This window comes from Chromobacterium vaccinii (assembly GCF_001855275.1).
GTDB classification, from domain to species: domain Bacteria; phylum Pseudomonadota; class Gammaproteobacteria; order Burkholderiales; family Chromobacteriaceae; genus Chromobacterium; species Chromobacterium vaccinii.
Map to the genome: position 1 here is coordinate 739,927 of NZ_CP017707.1, position 15,459 is coordinate 755,385.

General features: G+C 64.0%; 16 protein-coding genes. 1 reads left to right on the forward strand and 15 read right to left on the reverse strand.

The genetic code is table 11. From position 1 onward, the window contains the following. Window positions 1-97: 97 nt before the first annotated feature. From BKX93_RS03315 to BKX93_RS03335, 5 genes are all read right to left on the reverse strand, one after another. Entirely contained in the window at window positions 98-673 is a 576-nt protein-coding gene (locus tag BKX93_RS03315) for an HD domain-containing protein (protein WP_046156926.1), read from the reverse strand. A gap of 57 nt (window positions 674-730) precedes the next feature. Continuing rightward, complete coding sequence (locus BKX93_RS03320) at window positions 731-1,339, reverse strand: alpha/beta hydrolase (protein WP_046156925.1); 609 nt, start codon at window positions 1,337-1,339, stop codon at window positions 731-733. Then, window positions 1,339-1,647, reverse strand: coding sequence for a (2Fe-2S) ferredoxin domain-containing protein (locus BKX93_RS03325; RefSeq protein WP_021479086.1), 309 nt, complete (start codon window positions 1,645-1,647; stop codon window positions 1,339-1,341). The genes BKX93_RS03320 and BKX93_RS03325 overlap by 1 nt, the downstream gene beginning before the upstream one ends. Before the next feature lie 20 nt (window positions 1,648-1,667). Then, window positions 1,668-3,074, reverse strand: a complete 1,407-nt coding sequence (gene dnaB / locus BKX93_RS03330) for a replicative DNA helicase (RefSeq protein WP_046156942.1) — start codon at window positions 3,072-3,074, stop codon at window positions 1,668-1,670. 79 nt (window positions 3,075-3,153) lie between these two features. Continuing rightward, the gene (locus tag BKX93_RS03335; RefSeq protein WP_083340424.1) at window positions 3,154-4,329 is read right to left on the reverse strand and encodes a BaiN/RdsA family NAD(P)/FAD-dependent oxidoreductase; all 1,176 of its coding nucleotides are present in this window, start codon (window positions 4,327-4,329) and stop codon (window positions 3,154-3,156) included. A 111-nt stretch (window positions 4,330-4,440) separates the two neighbouring features. Between BKX93_RS03335 and BKX93_RS03340 the strand changes: the two genes are divergently transcribed. After that, window positions 4,441-5,028 carry a superoxide dismutase gene (locus tag BKX93_RS03340; protein ID WP_021479089.1) on the forward strand — a complete coding sequence of 196 codons (588 nt, stop codon included), beginning with the start codon at window positions 4,441-4,443 and terminating at the stop codon, window positions 5,026-5,028. Window positions 5,029-5,105: 77 nt separating this feature from the next. Here BKX93_RS03340 and BKX93_RS03345 read toward each other — a convergent pair whose 3' ends face one another. The 10 genes from BKX93_RS03345 to BKX93_RS03390 form a co-directional block, all read right to left on the reverse strand. Continuing rightward, window positions 5,106-6,314, reverse strand: coding sequence for an EAL domain-containing response regulator (locus BKX93_RS03345; protein WP_070978723.1), 1,209 nt, complete (start codon window positions 6,312-6,314; stop codon window positions 5,106-5,108). 2 nt (window positions 6,315-6,316) lie between these two features. Next, window positions 6,317-7,399, reverse strand: coding sequence for a protein-glutamate methylesterase/protein-glutamine glutaminase (locus tag BKX93_RS03350; RefSeq protein WP_070978725.1), 1,083 nt, complete (start codon window positions 7,397-7,399; stop codon window positions 6,317-6,319). Further along, entirely contained in the window at window positions 7,396-8,247 is an 852-nt protein-coding gene (locus tag BKX93_RS03355) for a CheR family methyltransferase (protein ID WP_070978726.1), read from the reverse strand. The genes BKX93_RS03350 and BKX93_RS03355 overlap by 4 nt, the downstream gene beginning before the upstream one ends. A 15-nt stretch (window positions 8,248-8,262) precedes the next feature. Beyond that, window positions 8,263-8,802 (reverse strand): chemotaxis protein CheW, encoded by a 540-nt coding sequence (locus tag BKX93_RS03360; protein WP_021479093.1) that lies wholly within the window; start codon window positions 8,800-8,802, stop codon window positions 8,263-8,265. Window positions 8,803-8,813: 11 nt separating this feature from the next. After that, window positions 8,814-10,469, reverse strand: a complete 1,656-nt coding sequence (locus BKX93_RS03365; RefSeq protein WP_046156921.1) for a methyl-accepting chemotaxis protein — start codon at window positions 10,467-10,469, stop codon at window positions 8,814-8,816. A gap of 46 nt (window positions 10,470-10,515) precedes the next feature. Continuing rightward, window positions 10,516-12,675, reverse strand: a complete 2,160-nt coding sequence (locus BKX93_RS03370; RefSeq protein ID WP_070978727.1) for a chemotaxis protein CheA — start codon at window positions 12,673-12,675, stop codon at window positions 10,516-10,518. Then, complete coding sequence (locus BKX93_RS03375; protein WP_046156919.1) at window positions 12,665-12,985, reverse strand: STAS domain-containing protein; 321 nt, start codon at window positions 12,983-12,985, stop codon at window positions 12,665-12,667. Before BKX93_RS03375 ends, BKX93_RS03370 begins: the two co-directional genes overlap by 11 nt. A gap of 13 nt (window positions 12,986-12,998) precedes the next feature. After that, the gene (locus tag BKX93_RS03380; RefSeq protein ID WP_021479097.1) at window positions 12,999-13,370 is read right to left on the reverse strand and encodes a response regulator; all 372 of its coding nucleotides are present in this window, start codon (window positions 13,368-13,370) and stop codon (window positions 12,999-13,001) included. Between the two features lie 39 nt (window positions 13,371-13,409). Further along, window positions 13,410-14,552, reverse strand: a complete 1,143-nt coding sequence (locus BKX93_RS03385; RefSeq protein ID WP_052729244.1) for a methyl-accepting chemotaxis protein — start codon at window positions 14,550-14,552, stop codon at window positions 13,410-13,412. Between the two features lie 158 nt (window positions 14,553-14,710). Next, window positions 14,711-15,451 (reverse strand): substrate-binding periplasmic protein, encoded by a 741-nt coding sequence (locus BKX93_RS03390; RefSeq protein ID WP_244887229.1) that lies wholly within the window; start codon window positions 15,449-15,451, stop codon window positions 14,711-14,713. Window positions 15,452-15,459: the final 8 nt, after the last annotated feature.

Genomic DNA, 15,459 nt, shown 5'->3' on the forward strand with positions numbered 1-15,459 from the left:
CGCGCCGGATTCCGCACCCGGCATCTGAGGTATAGCACAGCCATGGCGGCGACATACTGCCGCGCGCCGGATTCAGACCATCAATGTCGGCCGGGCCTCAGGCCAGCCAGCCGCGCTCGCGGGCCTGCCCCAAGCGGCTTTCCAGATAATCCCACAAGGCGGGACAGCCCTGGCGAACCGGAGGGCCGATGCGGTCGACCACCTGCTGATGGCGGATCCCGTTCTCGCGCCAGCTCTGCCCGTTGTTGGCCAGGTTCAGCAACACTGGCATCGCGCGGTCAGCCGCGTGGGCGAAACGGGCTTCGGCGGTTTCGGCCGCTTCGAACTCGTTCCACAGCGCGAGGAGGCGCTGCCCCTGCTCGGTCGGCAGCATGCCGAAGATGCGGGTGACGCAAGCCAGTTCCTGCGCCTTGCGCTCTTCCCAGCCGCCTTCGGCGTAGACGATGGTGTCGCCGGTCTCGATTTCGCCGATATCGTGCACCAGCAGCATCGCCACCACGCGGTCCATGTCCACCGCCTCTACCGCGTATGGCGCCAGCGAGGACGCCAGCAGCGCGATCTGCCAGCTGTGCTCGGCGGAGTTTTCATAGCGGTCGCTGTTCAATACGCGCGTCTTGCGCGTCACTTGCTTGAGCTTGTCGATTTCCAGCACGAAATCTACGATGTTCTGCATATTGTTTTCTTTCCATCGATACAAAAAAAGCAGACCAAGGTCTGCTTGTTCCGGCGCTTACCAGCACCTCTGAATCATCTGCGCCAGCTGCACCAGCCGGCCGTGGAAGAAGTGGCCCGCGCCGGGAAACACCAGCACCGGCAGGTTCTGCGGCCGCGCCCACTCCATCACCGCGGACAGCGGAATCACCTCGTCCTCTTCGCCGTGGATCACCAGCGTGTCGGCCGGCACCGCCGGCGTCGGGATCGGATACTTGCCGACCGCCACGCCCATCAGCAGCAGCTTGTCCGCCTCGATGCGGTCGCGCGCGCGCGCGGCGACGAAACCGCCGAAGGAGAAGCCGGCCAAGGCCAGCGGCAGCCCGGGATGTTGCGACTTCGCGTATTCGACCACGGCGATCGCGTCGTCCACCTCGCCATTGCCGTAATCGTGCTCGCCCTCGCTGTCGCCCACGCCGCGCAGGTTCGGGCAGTAACAGGCGTAGCCCAGCTGCGACAAGGCCTTGGCCGCGGTCTGCACCACCTTGTTGGTGTGGGTGCCGCCCTGCAGCGGATTGGGGTGGCAGATCACGGCGACGCCGGTCGCTTCGCCCTGGGCCGGCACGAGGATGGTGTCGAGCGCGCCCACCGGGCCGGCGACGCTGATCTTGTTCATGGCCTTCAGCATCAGATCTTCAGCCTTTCCACCACGCGGCCATGCTCCATATGCTCGCTGACGATTTCATCGATATCGTTCTTGTCCACGAAGGTGTACCAGGTCTCCTGCGGATAAACCACCATCACCGGGCCGTCGTCGCAGCGGCCCAGACAGCCTGCCTTGTTGACGCGGATCTTGCCCTCGCCGGCCAGCCCCAGCGCCTTGACCTTGTCCTTCATATAGCCCAGCAGTTCGCTGGAGCCGAAGTTGTTGCAGCAGCTTTCGCCGGCGGCGCGCTGGTTGCAGCAGATGAATACATGCTTGTCGAAAAAGCTCATGACTGTGTCCCGTTATCCGCTTAGCCGTCGTTGTCCGCCCAGCCGGCCGCGCCGACGGTGGCCGCGTTGTCGAACTTGGCGTAATGGCCGATGAAGGCCAGCCGCACCGCGCCGGTCGGACCGTTACGGTGTTTGCCGATGATCGCCTCGGCCAGGCCCTTGTCCGGCGAATCCGGATTGTAGTACTCGTCGCGGTACATGAAGATGATCAAGTCGGCATCCTGCTCGATGGCGCCCGATTCCCGCAGGTCGGACATCATCGGCCTCTTGTTCGGCCGCTGCTCCACCGCCCGCGACAGCTGCGACAGCGCGATCACCGGCACCTGCAGCTCCTTGGCCAGGCCCTTCAGGCCCCGCGAGATTTCGCCAAGCTCGGCGGTACGGTTGTCGCCGCGGCCGGAGCCGCTCATCAACTGCAGGTAGTCGATCACGATCAGGCCCAGCTTGCCGCCGTGCTGGCGGGCCAGCCGGCGCGCGCGGGCGCGCACTTCCAGCGCGGTCAGCGCCGCGGTCTCATCGATGTACATCGGCGCGTCGGACAGTTTGCCGATCGCGTAGGTCAGTTTCTGCCAGTCGTCATCGCCCAGCTTGCCGGTGCGCAGCACATGCTGATCCAGCCGGCCGACCGAGCCCAGCATACGCATCACCAACTGCGAGCCGCCCATTTCCATCGAAAACACCGCCACCGGCAGGTGGGTTTCCACCGCCACGTGCTCGGCGATGTTCATCGAGAAGGCGGTCTTGCCCATGGACGGGCGGCCGGCGACGATGATCAGGTCGCCCGGCTGCAGGCCTGAGGTTTTGGCGTCCAGATCGAAGAAGCCGGTGGGCACGCCGGTCACTTCGTCCGGATTGTCCCGGCTGTACAGCATGTCGATCCGTTCCACTACCTCTTTCAGCAGGCCCGGCATTTCCAGGAAGCCCTGCTTGGACTTGGCGGTGGATTCGGCGATCTGGAACACGCGGCCCTCGGCCTCGTCCAGCAGTTGCGCCGCGTCGCGGCCCATTGGCGCGTAAGCGGCCTCGGCGATTTCGGTGCCGACTTGCGCCAGCTGGCGCATGACGGAGCGCTCGCGGACGATCTCGGCGTAGCGGCGGATGTTGGCCGCCGATGGCGTGTTCTGCGCCAGCGTCGCCAAGTAGGCCAGACCGCCGATCTCGACCAACTGAGCATTCTTGTCCAGCGCCTCGGACACCGTCACCACGTCGGCCGGACGCCCCATTTCCACCAGTTTGGCGATGTGCTTGTAGATCAGACGGTGGTCGTGGCGGTAGAAGTCGGCCTCAGACACCACGTCGGCGATCTTGTCCCAGGCGCTGTTGTCCAGCAGCAAGCCGCCCAGCACCGACTGTTCGGCCTCCACCGAATGCGGCGGCGTGCGGATGGACGCCATCTCGCTGTCAAAATTATCGTACTGTTCTGTCATGTAGACCCGGAGGAAGGCGCGCGGCAAGCGGCGCGCGTAAGGCAAAACGCAATTCTAACCCGAAACAAACCGGGCCCGCTCAGCAGTTCATCCCGGCGACGTAGCCGGACGACCATGCCCACTGGAAGTTATAGCCGCCCAGCCAGCCGGTGACGTCCACAACTTCGCCGATGAAGAACAGGCCGGGCACGTCGTTGGCCTCCAGGGACTTGGACGACAAGGCCTTGGTGGAAACGCCGCCCAGCGTCACCTCGGCCTTCTTGTAGCCCTGGGTGCCGTTGGGCTTCACGCACCAGCGGTGCAGCTGCTCGGCCAATTGGCGCCGCTGCTTGGGCCCCAAGTCCTTGGCGCGCTTGTTCAGGCCTACCCGGTCCAGCCAAGCGTCGGCGAAGCGGCGCGACCAGCCCAGTTCGGCCAAGGCATTGGCGATCAGCTGCTCGCTGTCGCCCTTCTCCTCCAGCCAGCGCTCGGCGTCGCCGTCCGGCATCAGGTCCAGCAGCAGCTCCATGCCGGGCTGCCAGTACGACGACACCTGCAGGATGGCCGGGCCGGACACGCCCTTGTGGGTGAACAACACGTTCTCGCGGAAACGCCCCTTGCCCGCCCTGGCCTCCACATCCACCGACACGCCGGCCAGCGGCGTGAAGATCTCGGCATCCTCGACATGGAAAGTCAGCGGCACCAGCGCCGGCGACAGCGGCGTCACCTCCAGGCCGAACTGTTCAGCCAGTTGGTAACCGAACGGCGTCGCGCCGATCTGGGGAATCGACAAGCCGCCCGAGGCGACGACCAGCGACTGCGATTGAAAGCGCCCGCGGCTGGTTTCAACGACGAAGCCGCCCTCCCCGGTTCGGGAGACGCCCTGTATCGCGGTCTCCATCCAGCGGTCCGCGCCGCCCTTGCGGCACTCCTCGTCCAGCATGGCGATGATGCGCTCGCTGCCATCGTCGCAGAACAGCTGGCCCAGCTTTTTCTCGTGGTAGCCGATGCCGTGGCGCTCCACCATGTCGATGAAGTCCTGCGGCGTGTATTGAGCCAGCGCGGAACGGCAGAAATTGGGGTTGGCCGACAGATAGCAGTCGAACCGGGCATTGACGTTGGTGAAGTTGCAGCGCCCGCCGCCAGAGATGCGGATTTTCTCCGCCAGCTTGGCCGCGTGGTCCAGCAGCAGCACGCTGCGGCCGCGCTGGCCGGCCGTCGCCGCGCACATCAGGCCGGCCGCGCCAGCCCCGATGACAATCACATCAAATTGCAAAAACTTATCCTTATCATTTTAGTCAACTATTAGCCACGCAGAACATATTCCAGTAAACTACGATCAAAGCCACCGCTTATGCGGATTACTCTACTCAACAAGGAGAGCATAATGGAACACAAACTGCCTGAACTGCCGTACGCGCTGGATGCCCTGGCTCCGCACATCTCCAAGGAAACCCTGGAATTCCACTACGGCAAGCATCATCAGACCTACATCACCAACCTGAACAATCTGATCAAGGGCACCGAGTTCGAAAACGCCTCCCTGGAAGAGATCGTCAAGAAATCCTCCGGCGGCATCTTCAACAACGCCGCTCAGGTGTGGAACCACACTTTCTACTGGTTCGGCTTCGCCCCGAACGCCTCCGGCGCGGAACGCAAGCCGTCCGGCGCGCTGGCTGACGCCATCAACGCCAAGTGGGGCTCCTACGACGAGTTCAAGAAGGCCTTCACCCAGACCGCCATCGGCACCTTCGGTTCCGGCTGGGCCTGGCTGGTGAAGAACAGCGACGGCAGCCTGGACCTGGTATCCACCAGCAACGCCGCCACCCCGCTGACCACCGACAAGAAGCCGCTGCTGACCTGTGATGTGTGGGAACACGCGTATTATATCGACTACCGCAACAGCCGCCCGAACTATCTGGAGCACTTCTGGACCCTGGTGAACTGGGACTTCGTGGCCAAGAACTTCGCCTGATTTCCGCTGCTGTCGATCCAAAGGGGCCTTTCGGGCCCCTTTTTCATGCCCGCCGCCAAAGCGGTCTGTCAACGGCGCTAAATATGGCCGTTGTCCCGCATCCACTGCACGAACTGGTCGAACGGCAGCGGACGGCTATGGTAATAGCCCTGAGCCACGTCGCAACCCAGCGCCGCCAATTGTTGCCAATCTTCTTCCGTCTCCACGCCTTCCGCCACCGACAGCAACTGCAGCTTCTGGCACATCGCCACCGCGGAGGTCAGGATGGCGAGCTTCTTGGGGCTGCTGCCCGCGTCGTGGACGAATTCCCGATCTATCTTCAACTCGGTGAACGGGCTGCGAGATAATTGTTTCATGGATGAATAGCCAGTGCCGTAATCGTCCATCGCCAGACCGAAGCCATTCAGACGCAGCCTGGCCAGCGTGCCGAGCGAGGCGGCCAGATTGGACATCAACGACGTTTCCGTCACTTCCAGCGCGACGCTGTCGCTGGGCTGGCCGCAGGATCGGACAATGGAAGTCATCTCGTCCACCAGGTTGGCGTCGTTGAGCAAGGGCACCGGCAGGTTGATGGACGCATGCAAGCCGGGATGCAAAGCCAGAAACTGCCTTATATCGACGCAAACATCGCGCAAGAACTGGTAGAAGAAACGGATGGCCAGCTCGCCCTCCTCCAGATGATGGACAAACGCCGCCGGCGGCAACACCCCGTACTGCGGATGATTCCAGCGCACCAATGCTTCCATGCCGAACAGGGAACCATCCTTGATGGATACCTTGGGCTGGTAATACGGCACCAGTTGGCGCTGCTTCAGGGCGTCGGCGACATCCTGCTCGCTGATGTCGAGCTTGCTCATCGCGTCGCTCGCACCCGGCCATTCGGGGTTGTAGCCGTCCAGCACCCGGATCAGTTCGTCTTGTCTGAGCGGCTTGGGAAATACCGCCAGCAGATTCAGCTCGGACGCATCCACCACGCCCTGCACCGTGTCCAGCACATCCCGCGGCACGCCGCTCATCACGGCGACGAAACGCACCTTGCCCTTCAGCTTGCCGGCGATGCTCTCCAGCAGCTTGACGCCGTCCATATAGGGCATGTTGAGATCGGTCACCACCAGGTCCACCCGGTCCAGCGCCGCCAGCTTGGTCATCGCATCCAGGCCATTCTCGGCCTCGTGGACCACGCAGAATCCCATGTCTTTCAGAAGGCCAGCCGCCAGCAGCCTTTGCGTGACGGAGTCTTCCACCACCATTACCGACAGGCTCTTCCACTTGTCCAGATATCCCATGATCAGCCCCTGATGCCCGCCAACATGTGGGTGATGCGCTCCAGCGACATCACCTCATCCACGCCGCCGTGGTTGATTGCCTCGGCCGGCATGCCGAACACCACGCAGGACTCCTCGTCCTGGGCTATGGTGCGTGCCCCCGCGTCATGCATCTCGCGCATGCCGCGCGCGCCGTCGTCTCCCATTCCCGTCATGATCACGCCCACCGCGTTGCCCCCGGCGCAGACCGCCACCGAGCGGAACAGCACATCCACCGACGGCCGGTGGCGCGACACCAGCGGCCCATCCTTCACCTCCGCCACGTATTGCGCGCCGTTGCGCTTGACCAGCAAATGCTTGCCGCCCGGCGCGATCAGCGCCACGCCGGCAATCAGCCGATCGCCGTTCTTCGCCTCCCTCACCTCCACCCGGCACAACCCATCCAGCCGCTGGGCGAACGAGGCGGTGAATTTCTCCGGCATGTGCTGCACCACGGCCACGCCGGGACAAGTGGCCGGCAGCCGCGGCAGCAGGTATTCCAGCGCCTGGGTGCCGCCGGTGGACGTGCCTATCGCGATGATCTTCTCCGTCGTGCGGTACTTCTCCAGCCCGGACGGCGCCTCCAGCACCACATCGGCAGTCAGCTTGGGCGCCGGCGAGGCTGCCGGCGTTACCGAAGTCTGCGAAATGCGCTTCACCACCCCCATCTTCGCCCGCGCCGCGTCGCGCACCTCCTGCACCAGTTCCTTGGCCGCTTCCAACAGAAAGGCGCGCTGATTGAGCGCCGGCTTGGTGATCACCGCCACCGCGCCGGCCGACAGCGCGTCCAGCGTGATGCGCGCGCCCTTCTCGGTCAGCGACGAGCAGATGATCACCGGCGTCGGACGCTCGTCCATGATCTTGCGCAGAAAGGTCAAACCGTCCATCCGCGGCATCTCGATGTCCAGCACGATCACATCGGGCCAGCGCAGTTTCATCCGGTTCATCGCGAACAGCGGGTCGGGCGCGGCGCCCAGCACCTCGATGTCCGGGGCCGATGACAGCATTTGGGACAATACCTCGCGCACCACGGCGGAATCATCGACGATCAGCACAGAGACGCTCATTTTGCACCTCCACTCTTGAGGCGGGCAGCTTCGAAACGGTAGCGCGACGGCACCTCCTGAACCAGCGGCAGGTCCAGCTTGTGCAGCGATTCGGAATGGCCGATCAGCAGATGTCCGCCGTCGCGCATGCGGGTGCACACCCGGGCCAGCACATCGCGCTTGGTGCCTTCATTGAAGTAAATCAGCACATTGCGCAAAAAAACAATATCAAAATCCGTCTGCTGGAACTTGTCGCAATGCAGCAGATTCAACTTGGAGAACTCCACCCTGCGCGCCAGCTCCGGCGATACCTTCACCATGCCCTCGTACTCGTCGTGCCCGCGCAGAAAGTACTTTTGCCACAGTCTGGGCGGCGTGCGCCTTACCCTGTCCAGCGGATAGACTCCGCGCGTGGCGGCGGCCAGCACCTTGGTGTTGATGTCGGTGGCGCAGACTTTCCAGTTGCCGGTCAAGCCCAGGGTTTCCGCCATCACCATCGCGATGGTGTAAGGCTCTTCGCCGGTGGAGCTGGCCGCGGACCAGACTTTCACCGCGCCGGCCCGCTGATCCCGCAACGCCTGCGCCTGTTGTTCCAGCCAATGGAAATGCTGGGGCTCGCGGAAAAAGTAGGTTTCGTTGGTTGACAGCAGGTTCACCGCCCGCTGCCGCTCCGCCTGGCCCCGCGGATCGCTCAACAGTTTCCAGTACGCCGAATAGCTGTCCAGCCCCAGATGGCGCAGCCGTTTGGACAAGCGGGACTGCACCAGCGAACGCTTGCTGGCCGGCAGGTCTATGCCGGCCTCGCTGAGGATGAATTGCTTGAAACGGGCGAATTCCGCATCGTTCAGCACGGGATCAGCGGTGTGCATGCGGACTCTCCGGCATCAGGCCACCTCGGCGTCGTCGCTGAAATGCTGCAGGGAGACGGTCTCCGCCATCGCGCTCAATTCCGATACCGACAAGGCTTGCTGGACATTGAGCAGGATGGCGAATCGCTCGTTGATGGTGGCGATGCCCTGGATGAAATCGCCGCGGATGCTGACCCCGAAAGTAGGCGAAGGATCGATGTCGCTATCCGGTATCTCCAGCACTTCGCATACTGCGTCCAGCAGGATGCCCACATCGTTGTAGCCGCCCTCCAGCCCTGGCAGGGACAGGATCGCCACGCAGGAGGACGGCTTCAGCTCGGTCAGCCCCCTGCCGAAGCGGATCGACAGGTCGATCACCGGCACCACCGACCCGCGCAGATTGATGATGCCGCGCACGAAACTGGGCATCATCGGCACATGGGTGATGCCGTCAAGCTCGATGATCTCGCGGATGAAATTGATCTGGATGCCGAACAGGTCCTCGCCCAGGATGAAGGTAACGCAGTGGAACTTGCCGCCCTGCGCCGCGCCTGCCGGATCGGAACGCTCGCTCATGCCCGTGCTCCTCAGTATTTGGAAAACTTGCCGTCGTCCACTTCTTCATCGAAGTCTTCGTCGAAGGCGCGGTTGGACGACGCAGGCGCAGCCTTGTGGCTGCTTCCGCCATGTCCGCCGGAATGCATCATCACGCTCTTGCGCGCATTGCGGCTGCTGCGCAGCTTGAACTGCTGCATCAGGTCCTGCAGCTGCATCGCGGCGGAGCTGAGCTCTTCCGAGGTGGAGCTCAGCTCTTCCGCCGACGAGGCCGATGACTGCATGCCGGTGCTGATCTGCGATACCGCGGTGTTGATCTGGTCGATGCCGGTGCGCTGCTCCCGCGAGGCGGCGGAAATCTCCTGCACCAGGGAGGCGGTCTGGTCTATGCCGGGCAGCATTTCCTGCAGCAATACGCCGGAGCGTTCCGCGACTGTGACCGAACGCCCCGCCAGGTCGCCGATTTCCTTGGCCGCCACCTGGGAGCGCTCCGCCAGCTTGCGCACTTCCACCGCCACGGTGGCGAAGCCCTTGCCGTGCTCGCCGGCCCGCGCCGCCTCGATCGCGGCGTTGATCGCCAGCAGGTCGGTCTTGTTGGCGATATCGTTGATCGCGGTGATCCGCGACGCGATCTCCTTCATCGCGTGCACCATGTCGCCCACCGCCTTGCCGCTCTCGGTGGCGCTGTCCGCCGACTTGGACGCGATGCCCTCGGTGACCCGGGCGTTGTCGGCGTTCTGGGTGACGGTGGAAGCCATTTCCTCCACCGAGGCGCTGGTTTCCTCGACGCTGGAGGCCAGCTCCGACGCCGTCTGCGCCAGCGAGCTGGCGGTGGACGCCACCTCTTCCGACGCCGCGCCGATGGACTCCGACATCGAGCTCACCTCGGCCAGCGTGTCGGACAAGCGGTGCGCCATGCCCTTGATCGAATACAGCAGGCTGCTGTCGTCATTGGGGCGCAGCTTGATCGGCACCGCCAAATCGCCGTCCGCCACGCGCGCCACCACCTGCATCGCGTAGGACGGGTCGCCGCCCAACTGCCGCAAAATGCTGCGGATGATGGCCAGCGCCAGCAGCACCGTGACCACCAGCGCCGCCACGCCTATGCCCACCATCAGGCTACGGGAATTGGCGGCAGTGTCGGCGTCCTCCTTGCCTTGCTTCTGCATCTGCTCCGCCTGCAGTCTATTCATTTCTTCGAGGGATGCGATCAAGGCATTGTTGGCGGGAGCGAAATCTTTCAGTAGATAAGTGACCGCTTGTTGGTGATCCTTGGCCATCAAGGCATACAGTTCGGTGTACTTCCCCCCCAGATTATCCCGAGCGGCTACCACTTTCTCCAATAGGGCGCGCCCCTGCTGCGATTCCACCAGCTTGTCCAGCTTAGCCAGCTGTTCCTTATTGTCCTCCCGCAGCTTTTCGACCTGCGCCCGCATTTTCTGTACGGTGGCCGGATCGGTTTCCAGCAGCATATTCCGGACAAAGCGGCCATTATTCAGCGTATTGACCATGATATCGCTGGCCAACGCCACTTTGACGAAGCGCTCGGAGACGATCTGATTAATGCTCTCGTTCATCGCCGCCATGCTGCGCAAGCCCACCAGCAGGATGGAAGCCATCAGCACCAGGATGAGTCCATAGCCTATGGCCAGCTTGACGTGCACTTTCATATTGTGGAACCAGTTCATCTCTGCCTCCTGAAACCATCAGAACAATCACAAGCTACTGTTGAGATTACGGTTTTTCCGCCACCAGCGCCTCTGCGCTCTGCCGAATCAGCCTTCGCTCCCGCCGGCAGGCATGGTGTATCAGCTGCGGAATATCCAGCACCAGCGCGGGCTTTCCGTTGCCGAGAATGGTGGAGCCGCTGATGCCGCGCAGCGACTTGAAGATCTCGCCCAGCGGCTTGATCACCGCCTGGACCTCGCCCATCAGCTTGTCCACCACGATGCCGGCCCGGTATTCGCCGTAGTGGACGATCACGATGTACTCGGGATGATCGGACGGCGGCAGGCCGAACAGCTCGCGCAGGGACACGAAGGGCAGCCAGTCGCCGCGCAGATTGATCTGGCGGGCATGGTGGCTCATCGCCCCATCCGGCATGTCCACGCACTCGATCATCATGTCCAGCGGCATCACCAGCGCCGACTCGTTCACCTCTACCCTGAAGCCGTCGATGATGGCCAGCGTCAGCGGCAGCCGCAGCCGGAAGGTAGAGCCCATGCCGGGCTGGGACTGGATTTCTATCTCGCCGCGCAGCGCCTCGATGTTGCGCTTGACCACGTCCATGCCGACGCCGCGGCCGGACAGGTCGCTGACTGCGTCGGCGGTGGAGAAGCCGGGCAGGAAGATCAGCTGCAGCGTTTCCTGATCGCTCAGCAGCCGGCCCTCGGCAATCAGTCCCCGCTCGATGGCCTTGGCCAGCACTTTCTCGCGGTTGATGCCGCCGCCGTCGTCCCTGACTTCCACCACCACCGAACCGGCGTCGTGATAGGCGTTCAGCGTCACGGTGCCCTGCTCCGGCTTGCCGGCGGCTCGGCGCCTCTCCGCCGACTCGAGCCCGTGGTCCACCGCGTTGCGGACGATGTGCATCAAGGGATCGTTCAGCTTCTCCACCATGGACTTGTCGATCTCGGTGTCGCCGCCCTTGATTTCCAGCTGTATCGCCTTGCCCAGTTGCTTGGACACTTCGCGCACCATCCGCGGGAAGCGGCTGAATATCTCGTCCACCGGCACCATGCGCAGCGTCAGCGCGTCGTCGCGTATGCTTTCCACCAGGGTGTTGATCACGGCCACCGATTCCAGCAACTCGCCGTCGCCGCGGCTCTGGGCGATCAGCTTGGTGCCCGCCGACGCGATCACCAGCTCGCCGACGCGGTTGATCAGCCGATCCAGCTTGCTGGCCTCGATGCGGATATAGCTGTCGCCTCGCCCGCTCTTGGCCGGAGCCGATCCGGCCTGAGGCGCTTCCCGGGGCGCGGCCGCCGGCGCATCCGGCAATCCGGCATCCTCCGCCGGATCCGTCACGTCGCCATTGCGCAGGCGGTCCGCTTCGTCCGCGGTCAGCGCGCCGCGCGCGGTCCAGCGCTGCAGCTGTTCCTCCAGCGGCTCGTCCAGCGCCTCCGCTTCGGCTAGGAAGTCCGCCAGCGGCGCGCGCGGCGCCAGAATGCCGATATGGCTGTCTTCGGCGATGAACTCGAAAGTGTCGACGATGCGCTGCCGGCCCTCGTCCGTTTCCAGGGCCAGATCGAAGCCGATGAAGCATTCGGTCACGTCCAGCAGCTGCGGCGGCGGCCAGTTTCGCCAGACGGGGGTCACATCGCGCAAGACGCTGAAGCTGCCCAGATAGCGCAGGAAAGACAGCGGATCGAAGCCGTGGCGGAAGGTGTCCGGGTGAAAGCGCAACGATAGCTGCCAATACGGGCTGCCCGTCTCGACATCGCCCGCGCCCGCCTCCGCCGCTCCGGTAGCGCCGGCGCTCTCGGCCGGCGCCTCATTCGCCCGGCCCTCCTGATAGCGCTTCAAGCCGGCCAGCAAGGGTTCGCCTTCCGGCAGATCGCGCTGCGCCATTTCGTCGCTGACCGCGCTGGCGTCCAGCAGCCGGCGCAGATGGTCATTGCAGGCCAGCAGCAGGGTGATCAGGTCGTCGCTCAGCGAAACCTGGCCGGAGCGCAGCCGCTCCAGCACGTTTTCCATCACATGCGCGAAGCGCACCAGCGCGTCCAGGCCGAAGATGCCGGCTGAGCCCTTGATGGTGTGCGCGGTGCGAAACAGCAGATTGTAGGTTTCCTCCCCCGGCGGATAGGCGACCGGGTCCAGCAACGCCGACTCCAGCCCATCGCACAACTCGCGCGACTCTTCGAAGAAAACTTCCTTGGCCTTGCTAAGATCCATCGCCCGCCTCTCCTTGCCCATTCCCGCCCACCGGCAGGAAGCCCAGCCATGCGCCGACTTCGTCCACCAAGGGGTTGCCGGCCGCGATCGCCACCGTTTTCTCCAGCCTGGCGGCCTCCGCCAGCATGATGCTCAGCAACTGCGCGCCGCAGCCGTCCAACTCCGTGACGCCGGACAGGTCAAGCTCCACCCGCTCGTGATTGAGCAGACCAAGCAACTCATCCTGTATTTCCTCCGCGGTGAAGATGGTCAGCTCGCCGTCCAGCGCCGCCCGCGTCGTTCCGCCATCCTGTTGCAGCAGCAAGGCCATGGCGCGCTCCGGTTCAGGGCTGAATCAGCTTGGACACGGCGTCCAACAGCTTGGCCGGGTCGAAAGGCTTGACGATCCAGGCCTTGGCGCCGGCCTCCTTGCCCTGCATTTTCTTGTCGTCGCTGCCTTCGGTGGTCAGCATGATCACCGGCAGGAAACGGGTGGCCGCCCCCTCCTTCAGCCGCTTGAGCAGGGTGATGCCGTCCATGCCCGGCATATTGACGTCGGAAATGACCAGATTGACGCGGACGCCGTTCAGCTTGGCCAGCGCATCGTTGCCGTCGCAGGCCTCGATCACCTCGTAACCCGCCCCCTTGAGCGCAATGCTGACGGTGGCGCGGATGCTGGCAGCGTCGTCAACAATCAAAATGGATTTGCTAGGCATGAATCTCTCCGGGATAAGTCCGAAAAACTCGATCAAACATCAGAAGAAATCGACATCGCCGCTAGACGCCGCGGGCTTGCCGCCGCCGCCCTTGTGAAGCGCGGCCTGCTCCAGCGTGGTGTAGGTGGATTCGAGGCGCTTGAGCCATTCCCGGGGCTCGACCCGGGGGGCTTTCTCCCCGCGCCGGCGCGCCTCGCGCACCGCCTCCAGATGGGCCTGCATGTGTTTCAGATCCTGAGCGACATGCTGGACGATCTGGCTGACCCGGTCCTGGAACTGCAAGGCGATCAGCGAAGCGTGCAGCTCCTTCTCCACGCGGGAGCCTTCGGTCTGCATCCTTTGGTTGATCTGAGCCAGTTTCTCCGCGGCGGCGCTGAAATCCCGCACCGAATCGTCCAGCAGCCCCAGCGCGTTATTGCCCCGGTCCGCGTCCTGCGCGCCCAGGCTGGTGGTGGTCTGGCGGGTCTGCTCCAGCGCGCCGTTGATCTCCACCACTTTTTCCGACATCTGCTTGCCAGTCTGCTCCGATTGCTGCGACAGCTTGCGCACTTCGTCCGCCACCACCGCGAAGCCGCGGCCGAACTCGCCGGCGCGTGCGGCCTCTATGCTGGCGTTCAAGGCCAGCAGATTGGTTTGATTGGAGATGCGGCCCACCTGATCGGCCATGGACAGCAATTCGCTTGAATAGGTGGCGAGGCGGGTGACCTCTTCGATCAGCTGCTGGCGGTGGCCGACGATCTCCGCCAGCACCGACGAGATTTCCTTGCTGCGCAGGCTGGCGTCCGCCACCATCTGCTCCAGGCTGGCGTTGCCGATGTCGCTGGAAGCCGAGCCCGCCGCTTCGATGGTGGCGTGCAGTCCGTCCGCGATGCCGGTCAGCGTGCCCGCCAGCTGGTTGCCGCCGCTCACCGACTGCTCTATCACCAATTGCAGATTGCCTTCCCAGCGCTCGATCACCTGATGCAGCAGTTCGAGGCTCTCGTCATCGTCCGCCGCCGGCGCGGCGGATGACGCCTCAACAAGCGCTTGGGGCGCGTCGCCCCCGCCCCAGGCCAGCAGCAGCCCCCCGCCGCCCAGCACGGGGATCAGCCAGCCCAGCCAAGGCGACACCCACACCAACGCCGCCATCGCCGCCAGGCTCAGTCCGGCGAAGATGAACAGCGGCTTGCTCCTGTTTCCCATTCAACCATGCCCCCGCCAATGAGGAATCTTATAATCGGCGGCGCCCGTCGCGGACCCGCCGTTTGTCATCGCCAAGCGCTTGATTGCAAGCGGAACCGGCTGACGCATGGTTTCACTTAAGTTTCCGCCGACAAGACTGTCAAGAAAGACTATGGAATTCAGGGCATTGCCGCCGAAACCAGGCGGCCATAGCTGCCGTCCCGCTTCATCGTTTCCAGCGCGGCATCAAAACGATCGCGCATGCCGGCCAGCTCAGGCTTGCGCGCGAAGGCGATGTAGCTGGGAATTTTCTCGACCGGCGGCTTCAGCTCGCGCACCAGGGCCTCGGCATGCTGCCGCCGGATGATGTCCCAGGCGCCCAGACGGTTGCTGACCAGGATGTCGAAACGCCGCGCCAGCAGCTTGTCCAGGTTCTGCTCGCCGCTGGCGGCCGTCTCCGCGATGCGGATGCCTCCCTGCCTCACCGCCGCGTCGAAGACCGCGCCGTAGCTGACGGCCCTCACCGCGCCGAAGCGATAGCCGGCCAATTGGCTCAACCGGCCGTCGAAACGGATCGGGGAATCCTGCAGCACAAACAGCGACACCTCCTGCGGCATCAGCACCTGGCGGGAATAGTCCAGCCGGGCCTCGCGCTCGGGCGTCTTGTAAAGCGTGAAGACGGCGTCCGCCTGGCCCGACTCCGCCATCGCCAGCGAGCGTCCCCAGGGATAGACGCCGACATGGACGGACCGCCCCATCCTGCGGAAGGCCTCGCGCACGACGTCCACCGCGACGCCCCTCACCTCGGCTCCATCCTGATACTGGTAAGGCGGGTATTGCAGCGTGACCAGCTCCAGCGGCCGTTCGCCGGCGGCGGCCAAGGCGGACAGCAGGCACAGCAAGACGAGCAAGCGGGACAAGATTCGCG

Bases quoted from the DNA above. Each gene is read 5' to 3' on its own strand.
- BKX93_RS03355 (WP_070978726.1), bottom strand. From the start codon at position 8,247: ATGCACACCGCTGATCCCGTGCTGAACGATGCGGAATTCGCCCGTTTC.
- BKX93_RS03370 (WP_070978727.1), bottom strand. From the start codon at position 12,675: ATGGATCTTAGCAAGGCCAAGGAAGTTTTCTTCGAAGAGTCGCGCGAG.
- BKX93_RS03320 (WP_046156925.1), bottom strand. From the start codon at position 1,339: ATGCTGAAGGCCATGAACAAGATCAGCGTCGCCGGCCCGGTGGGCGCG.
- BKX93_RS03345 (WP_070978723.1), bottom strand. From the start codon at position 6,314: ATGGGATATCTGGACAAGTGGAAGAGCCTGTCGGTAATGGTGGTGGAA.
- BKX93_RS03365 (WP_046156921.1), bottom strand. From the start codon at position 10,469: ATGAACTGGTTCCACAATATGAAAGTGCACGTCAAGCTGGCCATAGGC.
- BKX93_RS03325 (WP_021479086.1), bottom strand. From the start codon at position 1,647: ATGAGCTTTTTCGACAAGCATGTATTCATCTGCTGCAACCAGCGCGCC.
- BKX93_RS03340 (WP_021479089.1), top strand. From the start codon at position 4,441: ATGGAACACAAACTGCCTGAACTGCCGTACGCGCTGGATGCCCTGGCT.
- BKX93_RS03315 (WP_046156926.1), bottom strand. From the start codon at position 673: ATGCAGAACATCGTAGATTTCGTGCTGGAAATCGACAAGCTCAAGCAA.
- BKX93_RS03385 (WP_052729244.1), bottom strand. From the start codon at position 14,552: ATGGGAAACAGGAGCAAGCCGCTGTTCATCTTCGCCGGACTGAGCCTG.
- BKX93_RS03360 (WP_021479093.1), bottom strand. From the start codon at position 8,802: ATGAGCGAGCGTTCCGATCCGGCAGGCGCGGCGCAGGGCGGCAAGTTC.
- BKX93_RS03375 (WP_046156919.1), bottom strand. From the start codon at position 12,985: ATGGCCTTGCTGCTGCAACAGGATGGCGGAACGACGCGGGCGGCGCTG.
- BKX93_RS03350 (WP_070978725.1), bottom strand. From the start codon at position 7,399: ATGAGCGTCTCTGTGCTGATCGTCGATGATTCCGCCGTGGTGCGCGAG.
- dnaB (WP_046156942.1), bottom strand. From the start codon at position 3,074: ATGACAGAACAGTACGATAATTTTGACAGCGAGATGGCGTCCATCCGC.
- BKX93_RS03380 (WP_021479097.1), bottom strand. From the start codon at position 13,370: ATGCCTAGCAAATCCATTTTGATTGTTGACGACGCTGCCAGCATCCGC.